The organism is Streptomyces sp. NPDC096132 (genome assembly GCF_044763345.1).
In the GTDB taxonomy this organism is placed as follows: Bacteria; Actinomycetota; Actinomycetes; order Streptomycetales; family Streptomycetaceae; genus Streptomyces.
This window is the reverse complement of sequence record NZ_JBIWGA010000009.1, coordinates 168,054-187,983: the sequence shown is the minus strand read 5'-3', so window position 1 is coordinate 187,983 and position 19,930 is coordinate 168,054. Positions and strand designations below refer to the sequence as shown.

Sequence of the window (19,930 nt, the reverse complement as noted above, 5' to 3'; positions counted from 1 at the left end):
TCAGTTCATCCTCCCCAGGACCTCCCGCACCTTCCGGACGTCCCGCAGCCGCTGCTCGTACGTCGCCCCGAGTGCGAGCAGCAGCAGCCCGGCGAGCGCGGGAGGCACCCAGCGGGGAAGCGCGTCGGCCACCTGGACGAGATACGGGGCGAGTTCGTGCAGCGCGTCCAGGACCAGTACCGAGCCGCCCAGCACCAGGGGCGCCCGGAGCCGGTGGCGGGCACCCAGCAGCGTCAGCAGCAGCGCGGCCGCACCCAGCAGCAGGGGGCGGGTCCACTCCGGATCGCCCCAGGCCGCGGCGAGGCTCGGCAGCAGCGTCGCGGCGAGCCCGGGGCCGTACGCCGTCCAGGACGAGGCCCCCGGGTCACGGCGCCGGCGCAGGGCTCCGACGAGCAGCGCCGGGACGGTGACCGGCAGGGTGTACGCCTCGGGCAGACCCACGCGCCAGGCCGCCAGCCGCACCCAGGCGGCCAGCACGAAGAGGACGGCCGCCGCGATGCCGACGCGGCGGCGGTCCGGTCGTACCGCCGTACCCGCGGCGATCACCCCGCACAGGGACAGCACCAGGGCGAGCACCGGCAGGTCGAGAACGGCCAGTCCGACGGCGGCGAGGCCCGCGACGGCGCCCGCCGACTCCACCGCGAGCGTGGTCGTGGAGTCGCCGACGCGCGGGGCGACCAGGGCGGCGGCCGCCGGGACCACCAGCACCAGCAGCGCGATGTGCTCCGGCCGCCAGCCGGCGGAGGCACCCACGGCACACGCCAGAGCCGTGGCGTACCCGACGGCCGCGGCCGCGCACACCGGAGCCAGCCGACCGCGCCGGGCGGCCACCACGCACACGGCGGTCAGCGCCGCGAGGACGGTCAGGGTCGCCGGCTCGGCGGCCAGGGACAGGAAGGCGAGGCTGAGGGAGGTCCCCAGGGCGAGCGCCGTGGCCGTCCGCGCGGCGAACCCCAGCAGCGCCAGCACCGCGAGGCCGTGCACCAGCAGGCCGACGGTGTACGGCAGTTCCAGCGCGGCGGGCAGGACGACGACCGCAGCCCAGGCCAGGGGCAGCGCATGCGGGCGCCACTTGCCGAAGCGGACCGCCAGGACCGCGGCCACCGTCGCGAGGACCAGGGGCGCGGTGACCGCGTGCGGCGGCCAGAACGCGTCCAGCGTCGCCGCCGTACGGGCATCCGCGGGCGCCCCCGACCAGGCGCGGCCCGCCCAGGCCGTCGGTCCCAGCAGCGTGACGCCCACGGCGGGCACCGTCCACAGCACCGCGCACGCCTGCACGGCGGCGGAGGCCGAGACCAGCCCCCGACGGACCGGCTCCGGGCCCCGCACGACGGCCAACAACGCGATCCCGCAGGCCAGACAGGCCGGTACGATCCAGTCGGCGGGCAGCGACACCCGCAGGACACCACCGGCACCGGCAACGACGCACAGGCCGCCCGCCACCGCCGTCCCCGTCGCGAGACCCGGCCGTGGGGTGAACCACGCGGCCCCCAGGGCGACCGCCGCCGCGAGGGAGAACAGCGCGGCCGCACGGGCGGCGGCGCCCGGACCGGTTGCGTCCAGGGAGAGCAGCCCGGACGTCAGGGCGCCCCAGCCGCCCGTCCCGAACGCGCACACCACGGCGACGAGCCGGACCGGGCGTACGGACACCCGCAGCGCGACCACCGTGTCGAAGGCCGCCGTCAGCAGCACCCCGGTCGTCACCGCGTACAGCCCGCCGCCGGCGGCGACCGCCCAGAGGGGGAGCGGGAGTTGGGCGACCAGCAGGGCGGCGGGGCGGGGGAGGCGCAGAGCCGGCAGCGCGGTGCCGTACGCGGCCCAGAGCGCCGCCAGCGCCGTCGACGCGGCCGCCGTGTACGTCACGCCGTCCGCCGAAGCGAACGCGGCCTCGTGCAGCGCGTACGCGTCGAGCACGGTCAGCGCCAGGCCGAGCCCGGCGACCGACTCGGCGGTCGAACGCAGCCCGCGCCGCAGCAGCGCCACGGGCGCGCCGAGCACGGCCAGCGTGACCGCGCCCAGCACCAGGGAACGGCCCGTCACACCCAGGTGACCCCAGCTGACCAGCGTGAACACCATCGCCGCCACGGTGAGCAGGATGCCGCCGAGCAGCAGCAGGACGTTCTGCACACTCGGTGCGGAGGTCTCCGGCCGGGGCGCCGCCGGCGGCGCCCCGGGCAGGGGCCGTACCGGCTGGAGCGTGGTGACCAGCCAGGCGCGGCGGGCCAGCAACTGGGACCTGCGGGCGTCCAGTTGGCGCAGCTCGGCGTCGAGGAGCCGCAACTCCTCGGCCGGGGGCGGAAAGTGCGTCATGCCTGGAGTGTGGTCCGCGTCACGTCGTACGCCATGAGTGCGGATACTCAGGACGTACTCAAATGCCGTGCGCAGGCCCCCGGCCCGGGCACACTCTGCACATGGACTGGAACCGTTACCGCTTCCTCAGCCTCTGGTCCCTGCCCGCGCCGCCCGCCGCCGTGTACGCCGCCCTGGAGCGGGCCGAGGACTATCCGCGCTGGTGGCGGCAGGTGCGCGAGGTGAACCGCCTCGACGACGTCAGCGGAGTCGTCCGGATCCGGTCCCTGCTGCCGTACGACATCACGTTCACCGCGCGCGAGGTGCGGCGCGATCCGGTGGCAGGGGTCCTGCAGATCGCCCTGTCCGGGGACATCGAGGGCTGGGCCCGCTGGACGGTCACCGCCGACGGTCCCGGCACCCTCGCGCGCTACGAGCAGGTGGTCGACGTGAACAAGCCGCTGCTCAGGCGGTTCGCCGTACCCGGGCGCCCGCTGTTCCGCGCCAATCACCGCCTGATGATGCGGGCCGGGCGGCGCGGGCTGGCCGCGTACCTGCAAGCGGTTTGAAGGAAGCGTGCGGGGACCTGTATTGTTCAGTGCGTTCCCGGGCGATTAGCTCAGTGGGAGAGCGCTTCGTTCACACCGAAGAGGTCACTGGTTCGAACCCAGTATCGCCCACCGGGAAAGAACCGGTCCGCATCACGCGGACCGGTTTTTTTTGTTCGAGGGGGAATCCTCGGGCACGGCAAAGGGCAGGGGCAGGGGTCGTTGAGTCGCTCGTCCGGCGAGGCAGGAGGCGCGGTCTCGGCGCGTTGATCGCTCTCTTCCGGGTGACCGGGAACGACGAGCGGGTCACTGGGACGCGGTCGGCACCGGCTGGCGGGTCGACCGCTCGGACGTGCAGATCCACGGCGTCGCCCCGTACGCCCTCACCGGCAGCCGCTGTGCGCACGGCACCGACGGCTCCCGGGACGCCTGCACGGTCGACGGGACGGAGCCCGGCAGCCTCGACGTCACCCTCGACCGGCTCAGCCACGGCTGTGCCGTGGTCTCCGGCCAGGGGCGCTGCGGTTTCCGACCAGGGGCCCTGCGGCCTCCGGCCACGAGCGCTGCGGCTTCCGGTCACGGGCCCTGCGGCCTCCGGCCACGTGTGTCCTGGGCCCCTGACCGTGACTGTGGCGTAGCTTCCGGCCACATGCGCCCTGCGGTCTCCGGCTGCAACTGTCCGCGGCCCCGGCCGGGGGCGACTGGCGGGTGGTGCGGGTTCCTATGCCGCCGCCGGCAGTTCCGGGCGTAGTGGCCACGAGGTGTCCACCGTCTCCGGGGAGCCGCTGCGGGCGAACCACGCCTGGAGACCCCGGGCCTGGGCCGCGTGCCAGGCCGTCTGCAGGGCGTGGAGGTCGGCGGGGGAGAGGCGCTCCAGGCGGGTCGTGAAGCGGCGGGCCAGTGCGCGGACGACCTCCAGCGCGGCCAGCGCGTCCGCCGCCGCGTCGTGCGCGTCGGACAGTGTCACGCCGTAGTGCGCGCACAGGTCGGTGAGCGTGCGGCGGCCCTTGCGGTAGCGGTCCAGGTGCTTGTCCAGGACCCGGGGGTCCAGCACCCGCAGCGGTGCCGGCTCCAGCCAGTGCCCCAGCGACGAGGCCCGGTGCCGACGCAGCTCGCGGTCCAGCAGCGTCAGGTCGAACGGCGCGTTCATCACCACCAACGGCCGCCCCGCAGCCGCCTGTTCGGCCAGCAGCTCGGCTATCTCGAACATCACCGGCGCCGGCCAGCGGCCGTTGCGCTGCAGATGGTCCTCCGTCAGCCCGTGCACCGCCGTCGCCTCGGCGGGCACCGGCACGCCCGGGTTCACCAGCCAACGGCTCACCCGCGGCCGTACCCCCGGAGCGTCCTGGACGACGAGGGCGGCCGACACTATCCGGTCGGCCTCCACGTCGACGCCCGTCGTCTCCGTGTCGAAAGCGGCCAGCGGGCCCTCGTACCAGTACGTCATACCAACACAACCCCTCGTTCACCCACGGCAGCTGACGCACCGTCTTCTGCCTGTTTGGTGATACCCGGGCTGTTTGCGCCGTACGCCGGAAGGACACAACAGGAGTACGGGTCTTTGCAGTTCAGCGGCCCGAAGCGGGATTCACTCGGCGTTTTCTTCGGTTCCACTCGGCCCGGTTCTCGGGCATCTCACTTGTCTTGGAAGGCTGTTGGTCATGGCGATAGCGCAGCCCGAGCGGGGCGGGCTGCTGCCCGAACAGACGGGCCCCCATCGCGGCACACTCGCCACCACCGCCTGCATGGAGACCCTGCAGGTGGGCTATCTGCACGCGGTCGCGGCGGCGGCCGGCTGCTCGCTGTCCCAGCCGTTCCCGGACAACGGCATCGACTGGCACGTCAGTCACAGCGCGCCCGGGCACACCGTCGACGACGAGGTCACCATCAAGGTGCAGCTCAAGGCCACCTACCAGGTCCCGCCCAACCCACCGGGCCGGTCCTTCTCCTTCACGCTCGACAACGACCACCTGCGCAAGCTCGCCCGCACCCCGGTGTCCGTGCACAAGATCCTGGTCGTGATGATCGTCCCCCGGTCGCAGGACCAGTGGCTGCGCGCCGGCCACGACCGTCTCGACCTGCGGCACTGCTGCTACTGGGTCAATCTCGCCGGCCACCCGATCACCGGGCGGACCCGGACCACCGTACGGATACCGACCTCACGCATCTTCGACGACCGGGCGCTGTGCGAGATCATGACGCGGGTCGGGACGGGAGGCAGACCATGACCCACCGCCCCCTCGACGAGCCCCTCAGGGCGGTACGCCCGCATCCCGAGCCCTGCTGGGACCGGGCCCCAGAACCCGGCGAGGTCGACCCGGTCGTCCTCGGCGCCCTGCTGCGCCGGCACGGCTGGCAGCGGCGCGGCGGCGCCGTCGGACGCTACGGCCGCTGGACCCCACCCGGGCCCGGCGGCGCCGGCACGAGCCTGCTGGTGCCCGAGAGCCGGGCCTTCCCCGACAGCGACGACCTGCTCGGCGAGGCGCTGCAGGCCCTGGCCCGCAGCGGCACGCCCTCCGCACGCGAGGTGCTGGTCGGGCTCGCCGTCCCGAGCGACGAGATCCGCTGGTGGCGGGACACCCCCGAGGGACCCGCCGGAGCCGCGCCCTGGACGGTCGAGGAACAGCTGCGCGGCGCCGCCCGCCAGATGCTCCTCGCCGGCGCGCTCGCCACCCGCGCAAGGGCCGGCTATTACGGCGCCCGGCACCGGCGGGCCGCCGCCGCCCTGCTCGACCAGGTGCTGGTCGGGTCCGGGGCCGGTGGCCGCCGGCTGACCGCCTTCGTGCCGGCCGACGGGGCCCGCCCCCTCGCCGTCCGCCTCCACCAGGCCCTCTACGCGGTCCGTGAGGCCATCGACTACCAACGGGCCACCGGCGGCATGGACGCCTTCGACGGGGCTGTGGAGGCCGGCGCCAGCCGTGAGCTCACCGACGCGCTGATCTCCCTGGTCCGGGGTACCGAGGGCGCCCGCATCGCGGTGGAGTGGGCCCCGGCCGCCGGGGTGCCCGAGGACTGCGCCGCCACCGTCGAGCCCGTCGAGTTCTCCCCGGGCGACCTGCCCGTGCTGCGCGAGGCCGGTGCCCGGTACCTGCGCGAGGAGCCCGCCGTGTCCGTGCGGATCACCGGCACCGTGGTCCGGCTGCGCAGGTCGGGGCCGCGCGGCGAGGGCAGCGTACGGCTGCGGGTGCTCGCCGGCGCCGAGATACCGAACGTCCGGGTCACGCTCGACGAGGAGGACTACCGCATCGCCGGGCAGGCCCATCTGGTCGGACTCCCGGTGCGGGTGCAGGGGCGGCTGGAGAGCCGGGGCGGCTTCCGCAGGCTCACCGGCGCCTGCGGGGTCGTACCGGTGCAGGTGGACGACGCCGAGCGGGACCGGCTGATGAAGTCCCTGCAGGAACATCTCGACTTCTTCGAGGAGGCCTGCGGCGGGGAGTACGACGGGGACTGAGACCGCGGTGGGGGAGGCGGGGACGGGGACTGATTTCGCGGTCGGCGGGTGCGGGTCGGTACGATCCCACTCATGCGCGCGCTCCCGGTATGGCGCCGCACCCCACCTGCAGTCAGGAGAGACCGGTGTCAGACGTCCGTGTGATCATCCAACGCGATTCCGAGCGGGAAGAGCGCACGGTGACGACGGGCACCACGGCCGCGGACCTCTTCGCCGGCGAGCGCTCGATCATCGCCGCGCGCGTGGCCGGTGAGCTCAGGGACCTGTCGTACGTGCTCTCCGACGGCGAGGAGGTCGAGGGCGTCGAGATCTCCTCCGAGGACGGTCTCAACATCCTGCGCCACTCCACCGCGCACGTGATGGCCCAGGCCGTGCAGGAGATCTTCCCCGAGGCCAAGCTGGGCATCGGCCCGCCGGTCAAGGACGGCTTCTACTACGACTTCGACGTCGAGAAGCCGTTCACGCCCGAGGATCTCAAGGCCATCGAGAAGAAGATGCAGGAGATCCAGCGGCGCGGGCAGCGCTTCGCCCGTCGTGTCGTCACCGACGAGGCCGCCCGCGAGGAGCTCGCGGACGAGCCCTACAAGCTGGAGCTGATCGGCCTCAAGGGCGCCGCGTCCTCCGACGACGGCGCGAACGTCGAGGTCGGCGCCGGCGAGCTGACGATCTACGACAACCTGGACGCGAAGACCGGCGAGCTGTGCTGGAAGGACCTCTGCCGCGGTCCCCACCTGCCCTCCACCCGCCTCATCCCGGCGTTCAAGCTGATGCGCAACGCGGCCGCCTACTGGCGCGGCAGCGAGAAGAACCCCATGCTCCAGCGCATCTACGGCACCGCCTGGCCGTCCAAGGACGAGCTGAAGGGCTACCTCGACTTCCTCGCCGAGGCCGAGAAGCGCGACCACCGCAAGCTGGGCACCGAACTCGACCTGTTCTCCATCCCCGAGCAGATCGGCTCCGGCCTCGCCGTCTTCCACCCCAAGGGCGGCATCGTCCGCCGCGTGATGGAGGACTACTCGCGCCGCCGCCACGAGGAGGAGGGCTACGAGTTCGTCTACACCCCGCACGCGACGAAGGGGAAGCTCTTCGAGACCTCGGGCCACCTGGACTGGTACGCCGAAGGCATGTACCCGCCCATGCAGCTCGACGAGGGCGTGGACTACTACCTCAAGCCCATGAACTGCCCGATGCACAACCTGATCTTCGACGCGCGCGGCCGCTCCTACCGCGAACTGCCGCTGCGCCTCTTCGAGTTCGGGACCGTGTACCGGTACGAGAAGTCGGGCGTCGTGCACGGCCTCACGCGTGCGCGCGGCTTCACGCAGGACGACGCGCACATCTACTGCACCCGTGAGCAGATGTCGGAGGAGCTCGACAAGACGCTCACCTTCGTCCTCGGCCTGCTGCGCGACTACGGCCTGGAGGACTTCTACCTGGAGCTCTCCACCAAGGACCCGGAGAAGTTCGTCGGCTCCGACGAGGTCTGGGAGGAGGCGACGGAAACCCTTCGCCAGGTCGCCGAGAAGCAGGGCCTCCCGCTCGTCCCCGACCCGGGCGGCGCCGCCTTCTACGGCCCGAAGATCTCCGTCCAGACCAAGGACGCCATCGGCCGCACCTGGCAGATGTCGACCATCCAGCTCGACTTCAACCTGCCCGAGCGCTTCGACCTGGAGTACACGGGCCCCGACGGCGCGAAGCAGCGCCCGGTGATGATCCACCGCGCCCTGTTCGGCTCCATCGAGCGGTTCTTCGCGGTGCTCCTGGAGCACTACGCGGGCGCGTTCCCGGCGTGGCTGGCGCCGGTGCAGGCGCTGGGCATCCCGATCGGCGACGGGCACGTGGAGTACCTGGAGAAGTTCGCCGCGGCCGCCAAGAAGCAGGGGCTGCGCGTCGAGGTCGACTCCTCCTCCGACCGCATGCAGAAGAAGATCCGCAACGCCCAGAAGCAGAAGGTGCCCTTCATGGTCATCGCGGGCGACGAGGACATGTCGAACGGCTCGGTGTCCTTCCGCTACCGCGACGGCTCCCAGGAGAACGGCATCCCGTTCGACGAGGCCATCGCGAAGATCGCGAAGGTCGTCGAGGAGCGCACGCAGGTCTGATCCGGCCGTGCGCGGGCCCCCGGGAAGCTCAGCTCCCCGGGGGCCCGTCGCCGTCGCCGCGGTCGCTCTCCAGCGAGAACACCTGGACCAGCCACGACGAGAACGAACCCGTCACCGCGCCCAGCAGCGCCAGCCCGCACGCCATCAGGCCCACCGCGATCGTCCGGCCGCCGGTCGTGACCGGGACGACATCGCCGTAGCCGACCGTGGTCAGCGTCGCGCACGCCCACCACAGCGCGTCCCCGAAGCTGTGCATCTCGCTGCCCGGCGCGCCCCGTTCCCGGTCGTAGACGGCGAGTGAGCAGGCGAAGCCGAGCAGGACCGTCGTCAGCCCGGCATATGCGATCACGCGCGCGTACAGCGACAGCCGGGGTTCACCATGCCGGCGCTGGATGGCCTCGTACAGCTTGACCACCCGCAGCGGGCGCAGCAGGGGCAGCACGACCACCGCGGTGTCCACCTTGTGCGTGGGGACGAACCGCAGCCCCTGTCCGCTCAGCCACCAGCGCACCCCGTAGTCGACCGCGAACATCAACCAGGCGAGGGACATCAGCGCCGTGCACAGGTCCCGCCACGCGCCCGACAGGTCCTGGGCGAGGACCAGGACCGCGTACAAGGCGAGGAACACCAGTGAGGCGAAGGCTAGGGGGATCTCCGTCCGCTGCTCCCAGCGGGCCTGACGACTGACTTCGTCCATCCCCCCAGCTTGGCCTGAGCCGCTTTTCGCGGAACCCCGGCGACACGCCGCGAACGGGCGAAGCCATATGCTGCCTTGCATGACGAGTGAGCCGGAGCAGCAGATCGGAGTGGGGACGCAGGACGCGTTCCAGCGCCTGTGGACGCCCCACCGGATGGCCTACATCCAGGGCGAGAACAAGCCGACCGGCCCGGGAGCCGAAGACGGCTGCCCCTTCTGCTCGATCCCGGCGAAGTCCGACGAGGACGGGCTGATCGTCAAGCGGGGCGAGCACGTGTACGCGGTGCTCAACCTCTACCCCTACAACGGCGGCCACCTCATGACCGTGCCCTACCGGCACGTCGCCGACTACACCGATCTGACCGTCCCCGAGACCGCCGAGCTGGCCGAGCTGACCAAGCAGGCGATGACCGCCCTGCGCACCGCGTCCGGCGCGCACGGCTTCAACATCGGCATGAACCAGGGGACCGTGGCCGGCGCGGGCATCGCCGCCCACCTCCACCAGCACATCGTGCCCCGCTGGGGCGGGGACACGAACTTCATGCCGGTGGTCGGCCACACGCGGGTGCTGCCGCAGCTGCTGGCGGACACGAGGAAGATGCTGGCCGAAGCCTGGCCGCACGTCTGACGGTCAGGCCCTCCGGGGGCGGCAGAGGGGGTACCCCCAGCCGCGTTGTCGTCGGTTGCCGACTCCCCCACTCTCGACTTCGCTCGAGCGGGGGGACCCCCATCGCGTCGACGCCCTCCTCCGCCTTGCAGCTGCACGCACCAGACCCCGCTCGGGTCGGGCCGGAAGGCACCGCCGCTCGGAGCCGACCTGATCCGAAAGAGAGGCCCTAGGCGTCATACGTGTCGGCCTTCCGCGGCGACACCTCCTGGACGCCCCCGCTGAGCACCGACGCGCGTGCGGTGAACTTCTCGACGTCCACGTCGTGCTCCTTGAGCACCCTGAGCGCCGCCCGGTGCACCGCCCGCAGCACCGGCGTGGCCGCGCGCAGCGCGTCGTCGGCCATGAAGCGGTGCCGCCACGGCTGGTCGGCCCAGGCGTGCCGCAGGCCGAAGGGCTCGGGCAGGCCTATGGAGCCGCCGAGCCACTTCAGCAGCGGCGGATACCAGCTGATCGTGGCGCGCGCGGCCAGCCGGACCACCTCGTCGGGGGTGACCAGCGGCAGCTTGATCGTCCGGGTCTCCCAGAAGCGGACGGTTTTGGCGACCTCCTTGGTGGGGGCCTCCGGCTTGCCGCCGAACAGGCCGTTGACCGGGCCCAGGGCGTGTCCGGTGACCTCGATGCGCAGCGTCTCCTTCAGCACCGTCACGGTGATCATCAGGGTGAGGATCAGGCTGCCGTTCCACAGGTGCGGCCACTGCACGCCCAGGTAGTGCCGGTTGCCGCTGTCGAACTGCTGGTTGTTGCAGATGTCCTCGATGGCCCTGGGCTTGAACTGGTACGCCTCGACGTCGGTCCCCTCGGGCCTGGACACCTCCTTGGCGCCCTCGCCGACATGCGTGACGACCCAGTGCCGTACCTGCGGCTCCGGGAAACCGCCGGTCTTCAGCCGCTGCCGGTGCAGCACGCTCAGTTCCTCGTGGATCGCCCGGACGACCGTCCAGCTGCGGAACTCGTGGACGCCCTTGACCGGGTCGATGGGCAACAGCTCCTCCGCGAGGTGCCAGGCGCCCCAGCGCGTCCCCATGCCGAGTATGCCCTTGGGGCCGGCGTAGAAGACCGAGTTGGACTGCTGTTCGGCGCTGAGCCGGGCCAGGGACTGGCGCAGCTGCTCGGCCGCGGCCTGGTCGGGGCTGGTCGGGACCGCCTCGGGGACCTTCGCGCCGATGCTGCCGCCGGACAGCAGACCGTCCCAGCGCTCGCGCAGGTCCTTCGCGGTGCTCTCGCACACCCGCTTGGCCAGGAACCAGCCGGCCACCGGGGCCACGACGCACCCGCGCGCGTACCACCCCCACAGGCCGGTGAACGGCATCCGGACCAGGAAGATCACGGCCAGGGCGGCGACGGCGACGAGCAGGCCGGTGGCGAGTCCGGAGACCCGCTTGTTCTCCTGCTTGCCCATCGTGGCCCGCAGCTGGAACACCAGCAGCCACACCACCAGGCCCGGCAGGAACACCACGCCGCACAGCAGCATGAGGCCGGTCAGCTTCTTGTCGCGCTCCCGGCGGATACGGGTGGCCGCGAGGCAGTGCTCGACGACCACCTGCGGCTCGCTGCCGAAGGACTGGATGAGCGGCTTGCGGCCGACGCCCAGCATGCGGTCGATCACCGCCTGGGAGTACGCCTCACCGAAGTTGGGCCGGAAGATCTTCGCCCACGGTCGGCCCTCGTTGACCGCCGACTGGTGCCACTCGTTGTCGGCCTTCTTGATCTCCTCCATCGGGGTGTCCCGATAGGCCGCGGAGGCCAGCGCGTACGTCGGGCCCTGCCCCGCACCGCCCGTCCGGGGCACCTGTGGCCCGAAGAAGTCCTCAACGGTCATTCCCGCCCCCACTCGCCGCCACTCTCGCTCCTGCGGCCTTCCCGACTTCCGTACTCCGCACACCTGTTGATCAGGTCATCAGCGTATCCCCAGCCACCGACATCCGTCGGCGGACGGCCGAAGCCGCCCGCCGAACCGGAGGATCACCTTCCTCCCGGGTCACTTGAGTGTGACGTCGCCTCAATCCCTAACCGGCCTCGGCCTGTTGACGGACCTTCTCGGCCACCTGCGGCGGCATCGGCTCGTGCCGCGCGTACGCTCGGTGGAAGCGGGCCGTGCCGTGCGAGAGCGAGCGCAGATCGACCGCGTACCGGCCGATCTCGATCTCGGGCACCTCGGCCTTGACGAGGGTGCGTCCGCCGGCCGTCTGCTCGGTGCCCAGCACCCGGCCGCGCCGCCCCGACAGGTCGCTCATCACGGCCCCCACGTAGTCGTCCCCGACCAGCACGCTCACCTCGGCCACCGGCTCCAGCAGATGGATCTTCACGTCGGCCGCCGCCTCACGCAGCGCCAGCGCGCCGGCCGTCTGGAACGCGGCGTCGGAGGAGTCCACCGAGTGCGCCTTGCCGTCCAGCAGCGTGATCCGCACGTCGACCAGCGGATGCCCGCCCACGATGCCCTTGGCCGCCTGCGCCCGTACGCCCTTCTCGACGGACGGGATGAACTGCCGCGGCACCGCGCCGCCGACGACCTTGTCCACGAACTCGATGCCCGAGCCGCCCGGCAGCGGCTCCACCTCGATCTCGCAGATGGCGTACTGCCCGTGCCCGCCGGACTGCTTCACATGCCGCCCGCGCCCGGCCGACCGGTCGGCGAACGTCTCGCGCAGGGAGACCCGGTGCGGTACGACGTCGACCTGGACGCCGTAGCGGGAGCGCAGCCGCTCCAGGGCCACGTCCGCGTGCGCCTCGCCCAGGCACCACAGCACGACCTGGTGGGTGTCCTGGTTCTGCTCCAGGCGCATCGTCGGGTCCTCGGCCACCAGCCGGGCGAGGCCCTGCGACAGCTTGTCCTCGTCGGGCTTGCTGTGCGCCTGGATGGCCAGCGGCAGCAGCGGGTCGGGCATCTGCCAGGGCTCCATGAGGAGCGGGTCGTCCTTCGCGGAGAGCGTGTCGCCGGTCTCCGCACGGCTCAGCTTCGCCACGCACGCGAGGTCGCCCGCGATGGCGTGCGTCAGGCTCCGCTGCTGTTTGCCGAAGGGCGCGGACAGGGCGCCGATCTTCTCGTCGACGTCGTGGTCCTCGTGACCGCGGTCGGCCAGACCGTGCCCGGAGACATGGACGGTGGCGTCGGGCCGCAGCGTGCCGGAGAACACGCGCACCAGCGAGACCCGGCCGACGTACGGGTCGGACGAGGTCTTCACGACCTCCGCGACCAGCGGACCGCCCGGGTCGCAGAGCTTCAGCTCACGCGGCTTGCCGTCGACCGTCGTCACCTGCGGCGCCTCGCGCTCCAGGGGCGTCGGGAAGCCCCGGGCGATCAGCTCCAGCAGCTCGACCGTGCCGATGCCCTGCCGGGCGCCGTCGGCGGCGGGGGCGGCCGCCAGGACGGGGAAGAACGTGCCGCGCGCGACGGCCCGCTCCAGGTCCTCGATCAGGGTCCTGACGTCGACCTCCTCGCCGCCGAGATAGCGGTCCATGAGGGTCTCGTCCTCGCTCTCCGCGATGATCCCCTCGATCAGCCGGTTGCGGGCCTCCTCGATGCCCGGCAGCAGGTCCTCGCCCGGTTCGGACTCCTTGCGCTCGCCGGAGGAGTAGTCGAACAGCTTCTGCGACAGCAGCCCGGTCAGACCCGTCACGGGCGCGTGCCCGTCCGGTGCCTGCGGGCCGTGCAACGGCAGGTACAGCGGGAGGACGGCGTCCGGATCGTCACCGCCGAACGCCTCCGCGCAGACCCGCGTCATCTCCTCGAAGTCCGCGCGGGAGGCCTCCAGGTGCGTGACCACGATCGCCCGCGGCATGCCGACGGCCGCGCACTCCTCCCACACCATGCGGGTCGAGCCGTCCACGCCGTCCGAGGCCGAGACGACGAAGAGGGCCGCGTCCGCGGCGCGCAGACCGGCCCTGAGTTCCCCGACGAAGTCGGCGTATCCGGGGGTGTCGAGAAGGTTGACCTTGATGCCGTCCCAGTCGACCGGCACCAGGGACAGCTGTACGGAGCGCTGCTGCCGGTGCTCGATCTCGTCGTAGTCCGAGACGGTGCCGCCGTCCTCCACACGGCCCGCCCGGTTCACCGCTCCCGCCGTCAGCGCGAGAGCCTCCACCAATGTCGTCTTGCCCGAACCGGAGTGGCCGACCAGCACCACATTCCGTACGGACGCGGGATGGTCGGCCGCCGTAGCCCTGCCGGCGGCTCCGGGGTGTGCATTCGCCTTGTCGCCCATTTCCTTGCCTCCCGTGCACGGTGAGGTCATTGGGGGCGCGGGCACGACGGCCCCGCGTGCGATGGCGGCTCCGGCGACGCCCGCGGTCCTTCGAGCTTTCCACTCCCGTCACTGCGCGTCCATACGACGGACGCCACGGCACCTCCCGGCCGCGCCGGAAGCCCCGCCGCCACGGCGCTTCCCGGCCGTCCCGGGACCGGGTGCCGCAGCGCCTCCAGGTCGTCCCCGAAGCCGGACGCCACAACGCCCGCCCGCCGCCCCGGGAGCCGGTCGCGACCGGGCCGAGACCGGGATGCCGCGTGGCCGTGACACGGGCTGCGGGTGCCCGCCCGTCGCACACACGCGCGCGTGGCTACGATGGGCCAGCCGGTGGCCAGCAGGGGCCGCGCGGCGACACCGACCCTCGGGAAGGCCATGCTGAACAAGTACGCGCGTGCATTCTTCACGCGTGTCCTCACGCCGTTCGCCGCATTTCTGATCAGGCGGGGGGTCAGCCCCGACACGGTCACGCTCATCGGCACGGCCGGTGTGGTCGCGGGCGCGCTGGTCTTCTACCCCAGGGGCGAGTTCTTCTGGGGCACGGTCGTGATCACGCTCTTCGTGTTCTCCGACCTCGTCGACGGCAACATGGCCCGCCAGCTCGGCCGCTCCAGCCGCTGGGGCGCCTTCCTGGACTCCACGCTCGACCGGGTCGCCGACGGCGCGATCTTCGGCGGCTTCGCCCTCTGGTACGCGGGCAACGGGAACGACAACGTCCTGTGCGCCGTCTCGATCTTCTGCCTGGCCAGCGGCCAGGTAGTGTCGTACACGAAGGCCCGTGGCGAATCGATCGGCCTGCCGGTCGCCGTGAACGGGCTCGTCGAGCGCGCCGAACGCCTGGTGGTCTCGCTGGTCGCGGCCGGCCTCGCGGGGCTGCACACGTTCGGCGTGCCGGGCATCCAGTACCTGCTGCCGGTCGCCCTGTGGATCGTCGCCGTCGGCAGCCTCGTCACCCTGATCCAGCGCGTCGTCACGGTCCGGCGGGAGTCGGCCGAGGCGGAGGCCGCCGCGGCCCAGGAGACCCCGGACGGGAACCGGGGCGAGACCCAGGGGCACGAGGCGCAGGGGAGCGAGGCCGCGAAGTGAGCCCCCAGGAGCGCCTGACCGACGCGCTGTACGGTCTCGGCTGGAGCACGGTGAAGAAGCTCCCCGAGCCGGCCGCCGTGCGCCTGGGCCGGACCGTCGCCGACCTCGCCTGGAAGCGGCGCGGCAAGGGGGTGCTGCGGCTGGAGAGCAACTACGCGCGCGTGGTGCCCGACGCGAGCCCCGAGCGCCTCGCCGAGCTCTCACGCGCGGGCATGCGCTCCTACCTGCGCTACTGGATGGAGTCCTTCCGGCTGCCCGCGTGGAGCGAGGAGCGGATCAGGACCGGCTTCGAGCCGAAGGACGTCCACCACCTCACCGACGGCATCGCCTCCGACCGGGGCGTCATCCTCGCGCTGCCGCACATGGCCAACTGGGACCTCGCCGGCGCCTGGGTCACCACCGCGCTGCGCACGCCGTTCACGACGGTCGCCGAGCGCCTCAAGCCCGAGAGCCTCTACGACCGCTTCGTCGCCTACCGCGAGGGCCTCGGCATGGAGGTCCTGCCGCACAGCGGTGGCACCGCCTTCGGCACCCTCGCCCGGCGGCTGCGCGACGGCGGCCTGGTCTGCCTGGTCGCCGAGCGCGACCTGTCCGCCTCGGGCGTGGAGGTGTCGTTCTTCGGCGACACGGCCACGATGCCCGCGGGCCCGGCCCTGCTCGCCCAGCAGACCGGCGCGCTGCTGCTCCCCGTCACGCTCTGGTACGACGACTCGCCCGTCATGAAGGGCCGCGTCCATCCACCGGTCGAGGTACCCCAGTCAGGTACGCGGCCCGAGAAGACGTCTGTCATGACACAGGCGCTGGCAGACGCCTTCGCCTCGGGCATCGCCGACCATCCGGAGGACTGGCACATGCTGCAGCGGTTGTGGCGCGCGGATCTCGACCCCGCGCGCCCGGGTCCCGGGGGGACCGCGTGAGGATCGGCATCGTCTGCCCGTACTCCTGGGACGTGCCGGGCGGCGTCCAGTTCCACATCCGCGACCTCGCCGAGTACTTCATCCGGCTCGGCCACGAGGTGTCCGTCCTCGCCCCCGCGGACGACGACACCCCGCTGCCGCCGTACGTCGTCTCGGCCGGCCGCGCGGTCCCGGTGCCGTACAACGGCTCGGTGGCCCGGCTGAACTTCGGCTTCCTGAGCGCCGCGCGCGTGCGCCGCTGGCTGCACGACGGCGCGTTCGACGTGATCCACATCCATGAGCCGACCTCGCCGTCGCTCGGCCTGCTGACCTGCTGGGCGGCGCAGGGGCCCATCGTGGCGACCTTCCACACGTCCAATCCGCGCTCGCGCGCGATGATCGCCGCGTACGCGATCCTGCAGGCCGCCCTGGAGAAGATCAGCGCGCGGATCGCGGTCAGCGAGTACGCCCGGCGCACGCTCGTCGAGCACCTCGGCGGGGACGCGGTCGTCATCCCCAACGGTGTCGACGTCGACTTCTTCGCCAAGGCCGAGCCCAAGCCGCAGTGGCAGGGCGACACGATCGGTTTCGTCGGCCGCATCGACGAGCCCCGCAAGGGCCTGCCGGTGCTCATGAAGGCCCTGCCGAGGATCTTCGCCGAGCGTCCGAACGCCCGGCTGCTGGTCGCGGGGCGCGGTGACGCGGAGGAGGCGGTGGCCGACCTCCCGAAGGAGCTGCACGCGCGCGTGGAGTTCCTCGGGATGGTCAGCGACGACGACAAGGCCCGCTTCCTGCGCAGTGTCGACCTGTACGTCGCCCCCAACACCGGCGGCGAGAGCTTCGGCATCATCCTCGTCGAGGCCATGTCGGCGGGCGCGCCCGTCCTCGCCTCCGACCTGGACGCCTTCGCCCAGGTGCTCGACCAGGGCGCGGCGGGCGAGCTGTTCGCCAACGAGGACGCGGACGCGCTGGCCGAGGCGGCCGTACGGCTCCTGGGCGACCCGGAGCGCCGGGCCGAGCTGCGGGAGCGGGGCAGCGCCCATGTCCGGCGCTTCGACTGGTCGACCGTCGGCGCGGACATCCTGTCGGTGTACGAGACGGTGACGGCGGGTGCGGCGGCGGTGGCCGCGGCCGACGACGACCGGGGCGGACCGGGGCTGCGGGCCCGGCTGGGACTGGCGCGGGACTGACGGGTATCCGCGGTACCGGCCGTTCCCCCGGCAAGGGGGACTGACCGGTCCCCTCCGCGGTAGGTCGCCCCGATAGCCTTGCTGCCCGTGACCGCAACCCTCATCTGGGCCCTCGTCGTCCTCGTCGCGATCGGCCTGTACCTGAGCTGGACGGCCGGGCGGCTGGACCGCCTGCACGCCCGTATCGACGCCGCCCGCGCCGCCCTGGACGCCCAGCTGCTGCGCCGGGCGTCCGTGGCGCAGGAACTGGCCACCTCCGGGGTGCTCGACCCGGCCGCCTCGATCGTGCTGTACGAGGCCGCGCACGCCGCCCGGCAGGCCGAGGAGGAGCAGCGGGAGGTCGCCGAGAGCGAGCTGAGCCAGGCCCTGCGGGCCGTCTTCGCGGACGCGCACCAGGTGGAGGCCGTCCGTGAGGCGCCCGGGGGAGAGGCCGCGACACACGAGCTGACGGAGGCCGTCCGCCGCGTCCCCATGGCCCGGCGCTTCCACAACGACGCCGTGGGCGCGGCCCGCCGCCTGCGCGAACACCGCAAGGTCCGCTGGTTCCGCCTCGCCGGCCACGCCCCGTTCCCGATGGCCTTCGAAATGGACGACGAGCCCCCGTCGGCCCTCGCCGACCGGGCGGCCTGACCCGATGACCGACGCCAGGCGCCGGGTCATCCTCGACCTGGAGGGCACGGGCACCGGCTGGGTCTTCGTCGTGGTGGCCGCGCCGACCGGCGTGGTCTACGAGGTGCAGGGCGGCGGCTACGGCTGCGTCCCGTACGCGCAGGAGGGCTATCTGCTGCCCGTGTTCGGACGGGACCTCGACGACGACCTGAAGGACATCTTCGTCCGGGAGCTCGAGGGATGGGGTTCCCGGGGCCTGGACTGGCCGCCTGAGCTGCTCCAACGGCTGCGGAGCGCCGTCGCTTTCCCCGTCTACGGCTCCGCGAACCGGGACGACCTGTTCCCGGCGCCGCTGGTCCTCGACGAGTCCCGGCTGTCCGAGGTGGACGAGGCGTGGGTGCCCGTGCTGACACCCGACGGGCCCGGCGTGCTGGTCTGGGAGAACTCCGACTGAGGGGCCGCCCCGAGGCGCCCCGGAGCCGAAAAGGATCCACCGGGTTGCCATTGGCCCTTGCTGTGGACTGGTCCACTCCCGTTTCCTCGGTGGTTGCAGAATCCCCTCTTCCACTCCAGTGAGGTCAACCCGTGTCCATCACCGAGAACCAGGCCCCCGAGACCGGCACCGCGCGCGTGAAGCGCGGAATGGCCGAGCAGCTCAAGGGCGGCGTGATCATGGACGTCGTCACGCCGGAGCAGGCGAAGATCGCCGAGGACGCGGGGGCCGTCGCCGTGATGGCCCTGGAGCGGGTCCCGGCCGACATCCGCAAGGACGGCGGCGTGGCCCGGATGTCCGACCCGGACATGATCGAGGGCATCATCAACGCGGTCTCGATCCCGGTGATGGCCAAGTCCCGCATCGGCCACTTCGTCGAGGCCCAGGTCCTGCAGTCCCTCGGCGTCGACTACATCGACGAGTCCGAGGTCCTCACCCCGGCCGACGAGGTCAACCACTCCGACAAGTGGGCCTTCACCACCCCCTTCGTCTGCGGCGCCACCAACCTGGGCGAGGCCCTGCGCCGCATCGCCGAGGGTGCCGCGATGATCCGCTCCAAGGGCGAGGCCGGCACCGGCAACGTCGTCGAGGCCGTCCGTCACCTGCGCCAGATCAAGAACGAGATCGCCCGCCTGCGCGGCTACGACAACAACGAGCTGTACGCCGCCGCCAAGGACCTGCGCGCCCCGTACGAGCTGGTCAAGGAGGTCGCCGAGCTCGGCAAGCTCCCGGTCGTGCTGTTCTCCGCCGGCGGTGTCGCCACCCCCGCCGACGCCGCGCTGATGCGCCAGCTCGGCGCCGAGGGCGTCTTCGTCGGCTCCGGCATCTTCAAGTCCGGCGACCCGGCCAAGCGCGCCGCCGCCATCGTGAAGGCCACCACCTTCTACGACGACCCGAAGATCATCGCGGATGCGTCCCGCAACCTGGGCGAGGCCATGGTCGGCATCAACTGCGACACCCTCCCCGAGGCCGAGCGCTACGCCAACCGCGGCTGGTAGTCACCCATGAACACTCCTGTCATAGGCGTCCTGGCCCTCCAGGGCGACGTACGGGAGCACCTCATCGCCCTGGCCGCGGCCGACGCCGTGGCCAGGCCGGTGCGGCGCCCCGAGGAACTCGCCGAGGTGGACGGCCTCGTCATCCCCGGCGGCGAGTCCACGACCATCTCCAAGCTGGCCATCCTGTTCGACGTGATGGAGCCCCTCCGCGCGCGCGTGCGTGACGGCATGCCCGTCTACGGCACCTGCGCCGGCCTGATCATGCTCGCCGACAAGATCCTCGACCCGCGCTCGGGCCAGGAGACGATCGGCGGCATCGACATGATCGTGCGCCGCAACGCCTTCGGGCGGCAGAACGAGTCCTTCGAGGCGGCGGTGGACGTCAAGGGCGTGGCGGGCGATCCTGTGGAGGGCGTCTTCATCCGCGCCCCGTGGGTGGAGTCAGTCGGCGCCGAGACCGAGGTGCTCGCCGAGCACGACGGCCACATCGTCGCGGTCCGCCAGGGCAACGCGCTCGCCACGTCGTTCCACCCGGAACTGACCGGCGACCACCGCGTGCACTCCCTGTTCGTCGACATGGTGCGCGCCAACCGGGCGGCGGAGTCCTTGTAGGATCTCTGGCGTTCGGCATGTTGATGGTTACGCGAAGGAGACAGGCAG

The 19,930-nt window shown here is 72.2% G+C and carries 17 protein-coding genes and 1 tRNA gene; 13 read left to right on the top strand and 5 right to left on the bottom strand.

Translation table 11 applies throughout. From position 1 onward, the window contains the following. Window positions 1–2,310 (bottom strand): SCO7613 C-terminal domain-containing membrane protein, encoded by a 2,310-nt coding sequence (locus ACIRF9_RS22765; protein ID WP_403825053.1) that lies wholly within the window; start codon window positions 2,308–2,310, stop codon window positions 1–3. 101 nt (window positions 2,311–2,411) lie between these two features. Between ACIRF9_RS22765 and ACIRF9_RS22760 the strand changes: the two genes are divergently transcribed. Continuing rightward, complete coding sequence (locus ACIRF9_RS22760; protein ID WP_403825050.1) at window positions 2,412–2,858, top strand: SRPBCC family protein; 447 nt, start codon at window positions 2,412–2,414, stop codon at window positions 2,856–2,858. A 39-nt stretch (window positions 2,859–2,897) separates the two neighbouring features. Continuing rightward, window positions 2,898–2,969, top strand: a tRNA-Val gene (locus ACIRF9_RS22755). A 589-nt stretch (window positions 2,970–3,558) separates the two neighbouring features. Here ACIRF9_RS22755 and ACIRF9_RS22750 read toward each other — a convergent pair. Then, the gene (locus ACIRF9_RS22750; protein ID WP_403825047.1) at window positions 3,559–4,284 is read right to left on the bottom strand and encodes a 3'-5' exonuclease; all 726 of its coding nucleotides are present in this window, start codon (window positions 4,282–4,284) and stop codon (window positions 3,559–3,561) included. A gap of 214 nt (window positions 4,285–4,498) precedes the next feature. On the opposite strand from ACIRF9_RS22750, the gene ACIRF9_RS22745 reads away from it, so the two are divergent. From ACIRF9_RS22745 to thrS, 3 genes are all read left to right on the top strand, one after another. Continuing rightward, entirely contained in the window at window positions 4,499–5,065 is a 567-nt protein-coding gene (locus tag ACIRF9_RS22745; RefSeq protein WP_403825044.1) for a DUF4365 domain-containing protein, read from the top strand. Beyond that, the gene (locus tag ACIRF9_RS22740) at window positions 5,062–6,288 is read left to right on the top strand and encodes a hypothetical protein (RefSeq protein ID WP_403825041.1); all 1,227 of its coding nucleotides are present in this window, start codon (window positions 5,062–5,064) and stop codon (window positions 6,286–6,288) included. Before ACIRF9_RS22745 ends, ACIRF9_RS22740 begins: the two co-directional genes overlap by 4 nt. A gap of 125 nt (window positions 6,289–6,413) precedes the next feature. Next, on the top strand, window positions 6,414–8,390 hold the full coding sequence (gene thrS / locus ACIRF9_RS22735) for a threonine--tRNA ligase (protein WP_403825038.1): 1,977 nt from the start codon (window positions 6,414–6,416) through the stop codon (window positions 8,388–8,390). A 28-nt stretch (window positions 8,391–8,418) separates the two neighbouring features. On the opposite strand, the gene ACIRF9_RS22730 is transcribed toward thrS, so the two are convergent. Beyond that, window positions 8,419–9,087, bottom strand: coding sequence for a potassium channel family protein (locus tag ACIRF9_RS22730; protein WP_403825035.1), 669 nt, complete (start codon window positions 9,085–9,087; stop codon window positions 8,419–8,421). A gap of 67 nt (window positions 9,088–9,154) precedes the next feature. On the opposite strand from ACIRF9_RS22730, the gene ACIRF9_RS22725 reads away from it, so the two are divergent. Then, window positions 9,155–9,715, top strand: coding sequence for an HIT family protein (locus tag ACIRF9_RS22725; RefSeq protein ID WP_403825032.1), 561 nt, complete (start codon window positions 9,155–9,157; stop codon window positions 9,713–9,715). 208 nt (window positions 9,716–9,923) lie between these two features. Here the strand turns inward: ACIRF9_RS22725 and ACIRF9_RS22720 are convergent, their stop codons facing one another. Together ACIRF9_RS22720 and ACIRF9_RS22715 are read right to left on the bottom strand one after the other, a co-directional pair. Next, window positions 9,924–11,576 carry a hypothetical protein gene (locus tag ACIRF9_RS22720; protein ID WP_403825029.1) on the bottom strand — a complete coding sequence of 551 codons (1,653 nt, stop codon included), beginning with the start codon at window positions 11,574–11,576 and terminating at the stop codon, window positions 9,924–9,926. A 187-nt stretch (window positions 11,577–11,763) separates the two neighbouring features. Continuing rightward, window positions 11,764–13,959 (bottom strand): elongation factor G-like protein EF-G2, encoded by a 2,196-nt coding sequence (locus ACIRF9_RS22715; protein WP_403825027.1) that lies wholly within the window; start codon window positions 13,957–13,959, stop codon window positions 11,764–11,766. A gap of 357 nt (window positions 13,960–14,316) precedes the next feature. Between ACIRF9_RS22715 and pgsA the strand changes: the two genes are divergently transcribed. The 7 genes from pgsA (at window position 14,317) to pdxT (ending at window position 19,882) form a co-directional block, all read left to right on the top strand. Then, complete coding sequence (gene pgsA, locus ACIRF9_RS22710) at window positions 14,317–15,084, top strand: phosphatidylinositol phosphate synthase (protein WP_403825506.1); 768 nt, start codon at window positions 14,317–14,319, stop codon at window positions 15,082–15,084. Beyond that, window positions 15,081–16,001 (top strand): phosphatidylinositol mannoside acyltransferase, encoded by a 921-nt coding sequence (locus ACIRF9_RS22705; RefSeq protein WP_403825024.1) that lies wholly within the window; start codon window positions 15,081–15,083, stop codon window positions 15,999–16,001. Before pgsA ends, ACIRF9_RS22705 begins: the two co-directional genes overlap by 4 nt. Continuing rightward, on the top strand, window positions 15,998–17,170 hold the full coding sequence (locus tag ACIRF9_RS22700) for a glycosyltransferase family 4 protein (protein WP_403825021.1): 1,173 nt from the start codon (window positions 15,998–16,000) through the stop codon (window positions 17,168–17,170). Before ACIRF9_RS22705 ends, ACIRF9_RS22700 begins: the two co-directional genes overlap by 4 nt. Before the next feature lie 78 nt (window positions 17,171–17,248). Further along, complete coding sequence (locus tag ACIRF9_RS22695) at window positions 17,249–17,800, top strand: hypothetical protein (RefSeq protein WP_403825019.1); 552 nt, start codon at window positions 17,249–17,251, stop codon at window positions 17,798–17,800. A 4-nt stretch (window positions 17,801–17,804) separates the two neighbouring features. Next, window positions 17,805–18,233, top strand: a complete 429-nt coding sequence (locus ACIRF9_RS22690; protein WP_403825016.1) for a DUF6210 family protein — start codon at window positions 17,805–17,807, stop codon at window positions 18,231–18,233. Between the two features lie 131 nt (window positions 18,234–18,364). Then, window positions 18,365–19,270, top strand: coding sequence for a pyridoxal 5'-phosphate synthase lyase subunit PdxS (gene pdxS / locus ACIRF9_RS22685; RefSeq protein ID WP_403825014.1), 906 nt, complete (start codon window positions 18,365–18,367; stop codon window positions 19,268–19,270). Window positions 19,271–19,276: 6 nt separating this feature from the next. Then, window positions 19,277–19,882 (top strand): pyridoxal 5'-phosphate synthase glutaminase subunit PdxT, encoded by a 606-nt coding sequence (pdxT, locus tag ACIRF9_RS22680; protein ID WP_403825011.1) that lies wholly within the window; start codon window positions 19,277–19,279, stop codon window positions 19,880–19,882. Window positions 19,883–19,930 lie beyond the last annotated feature (48 nt).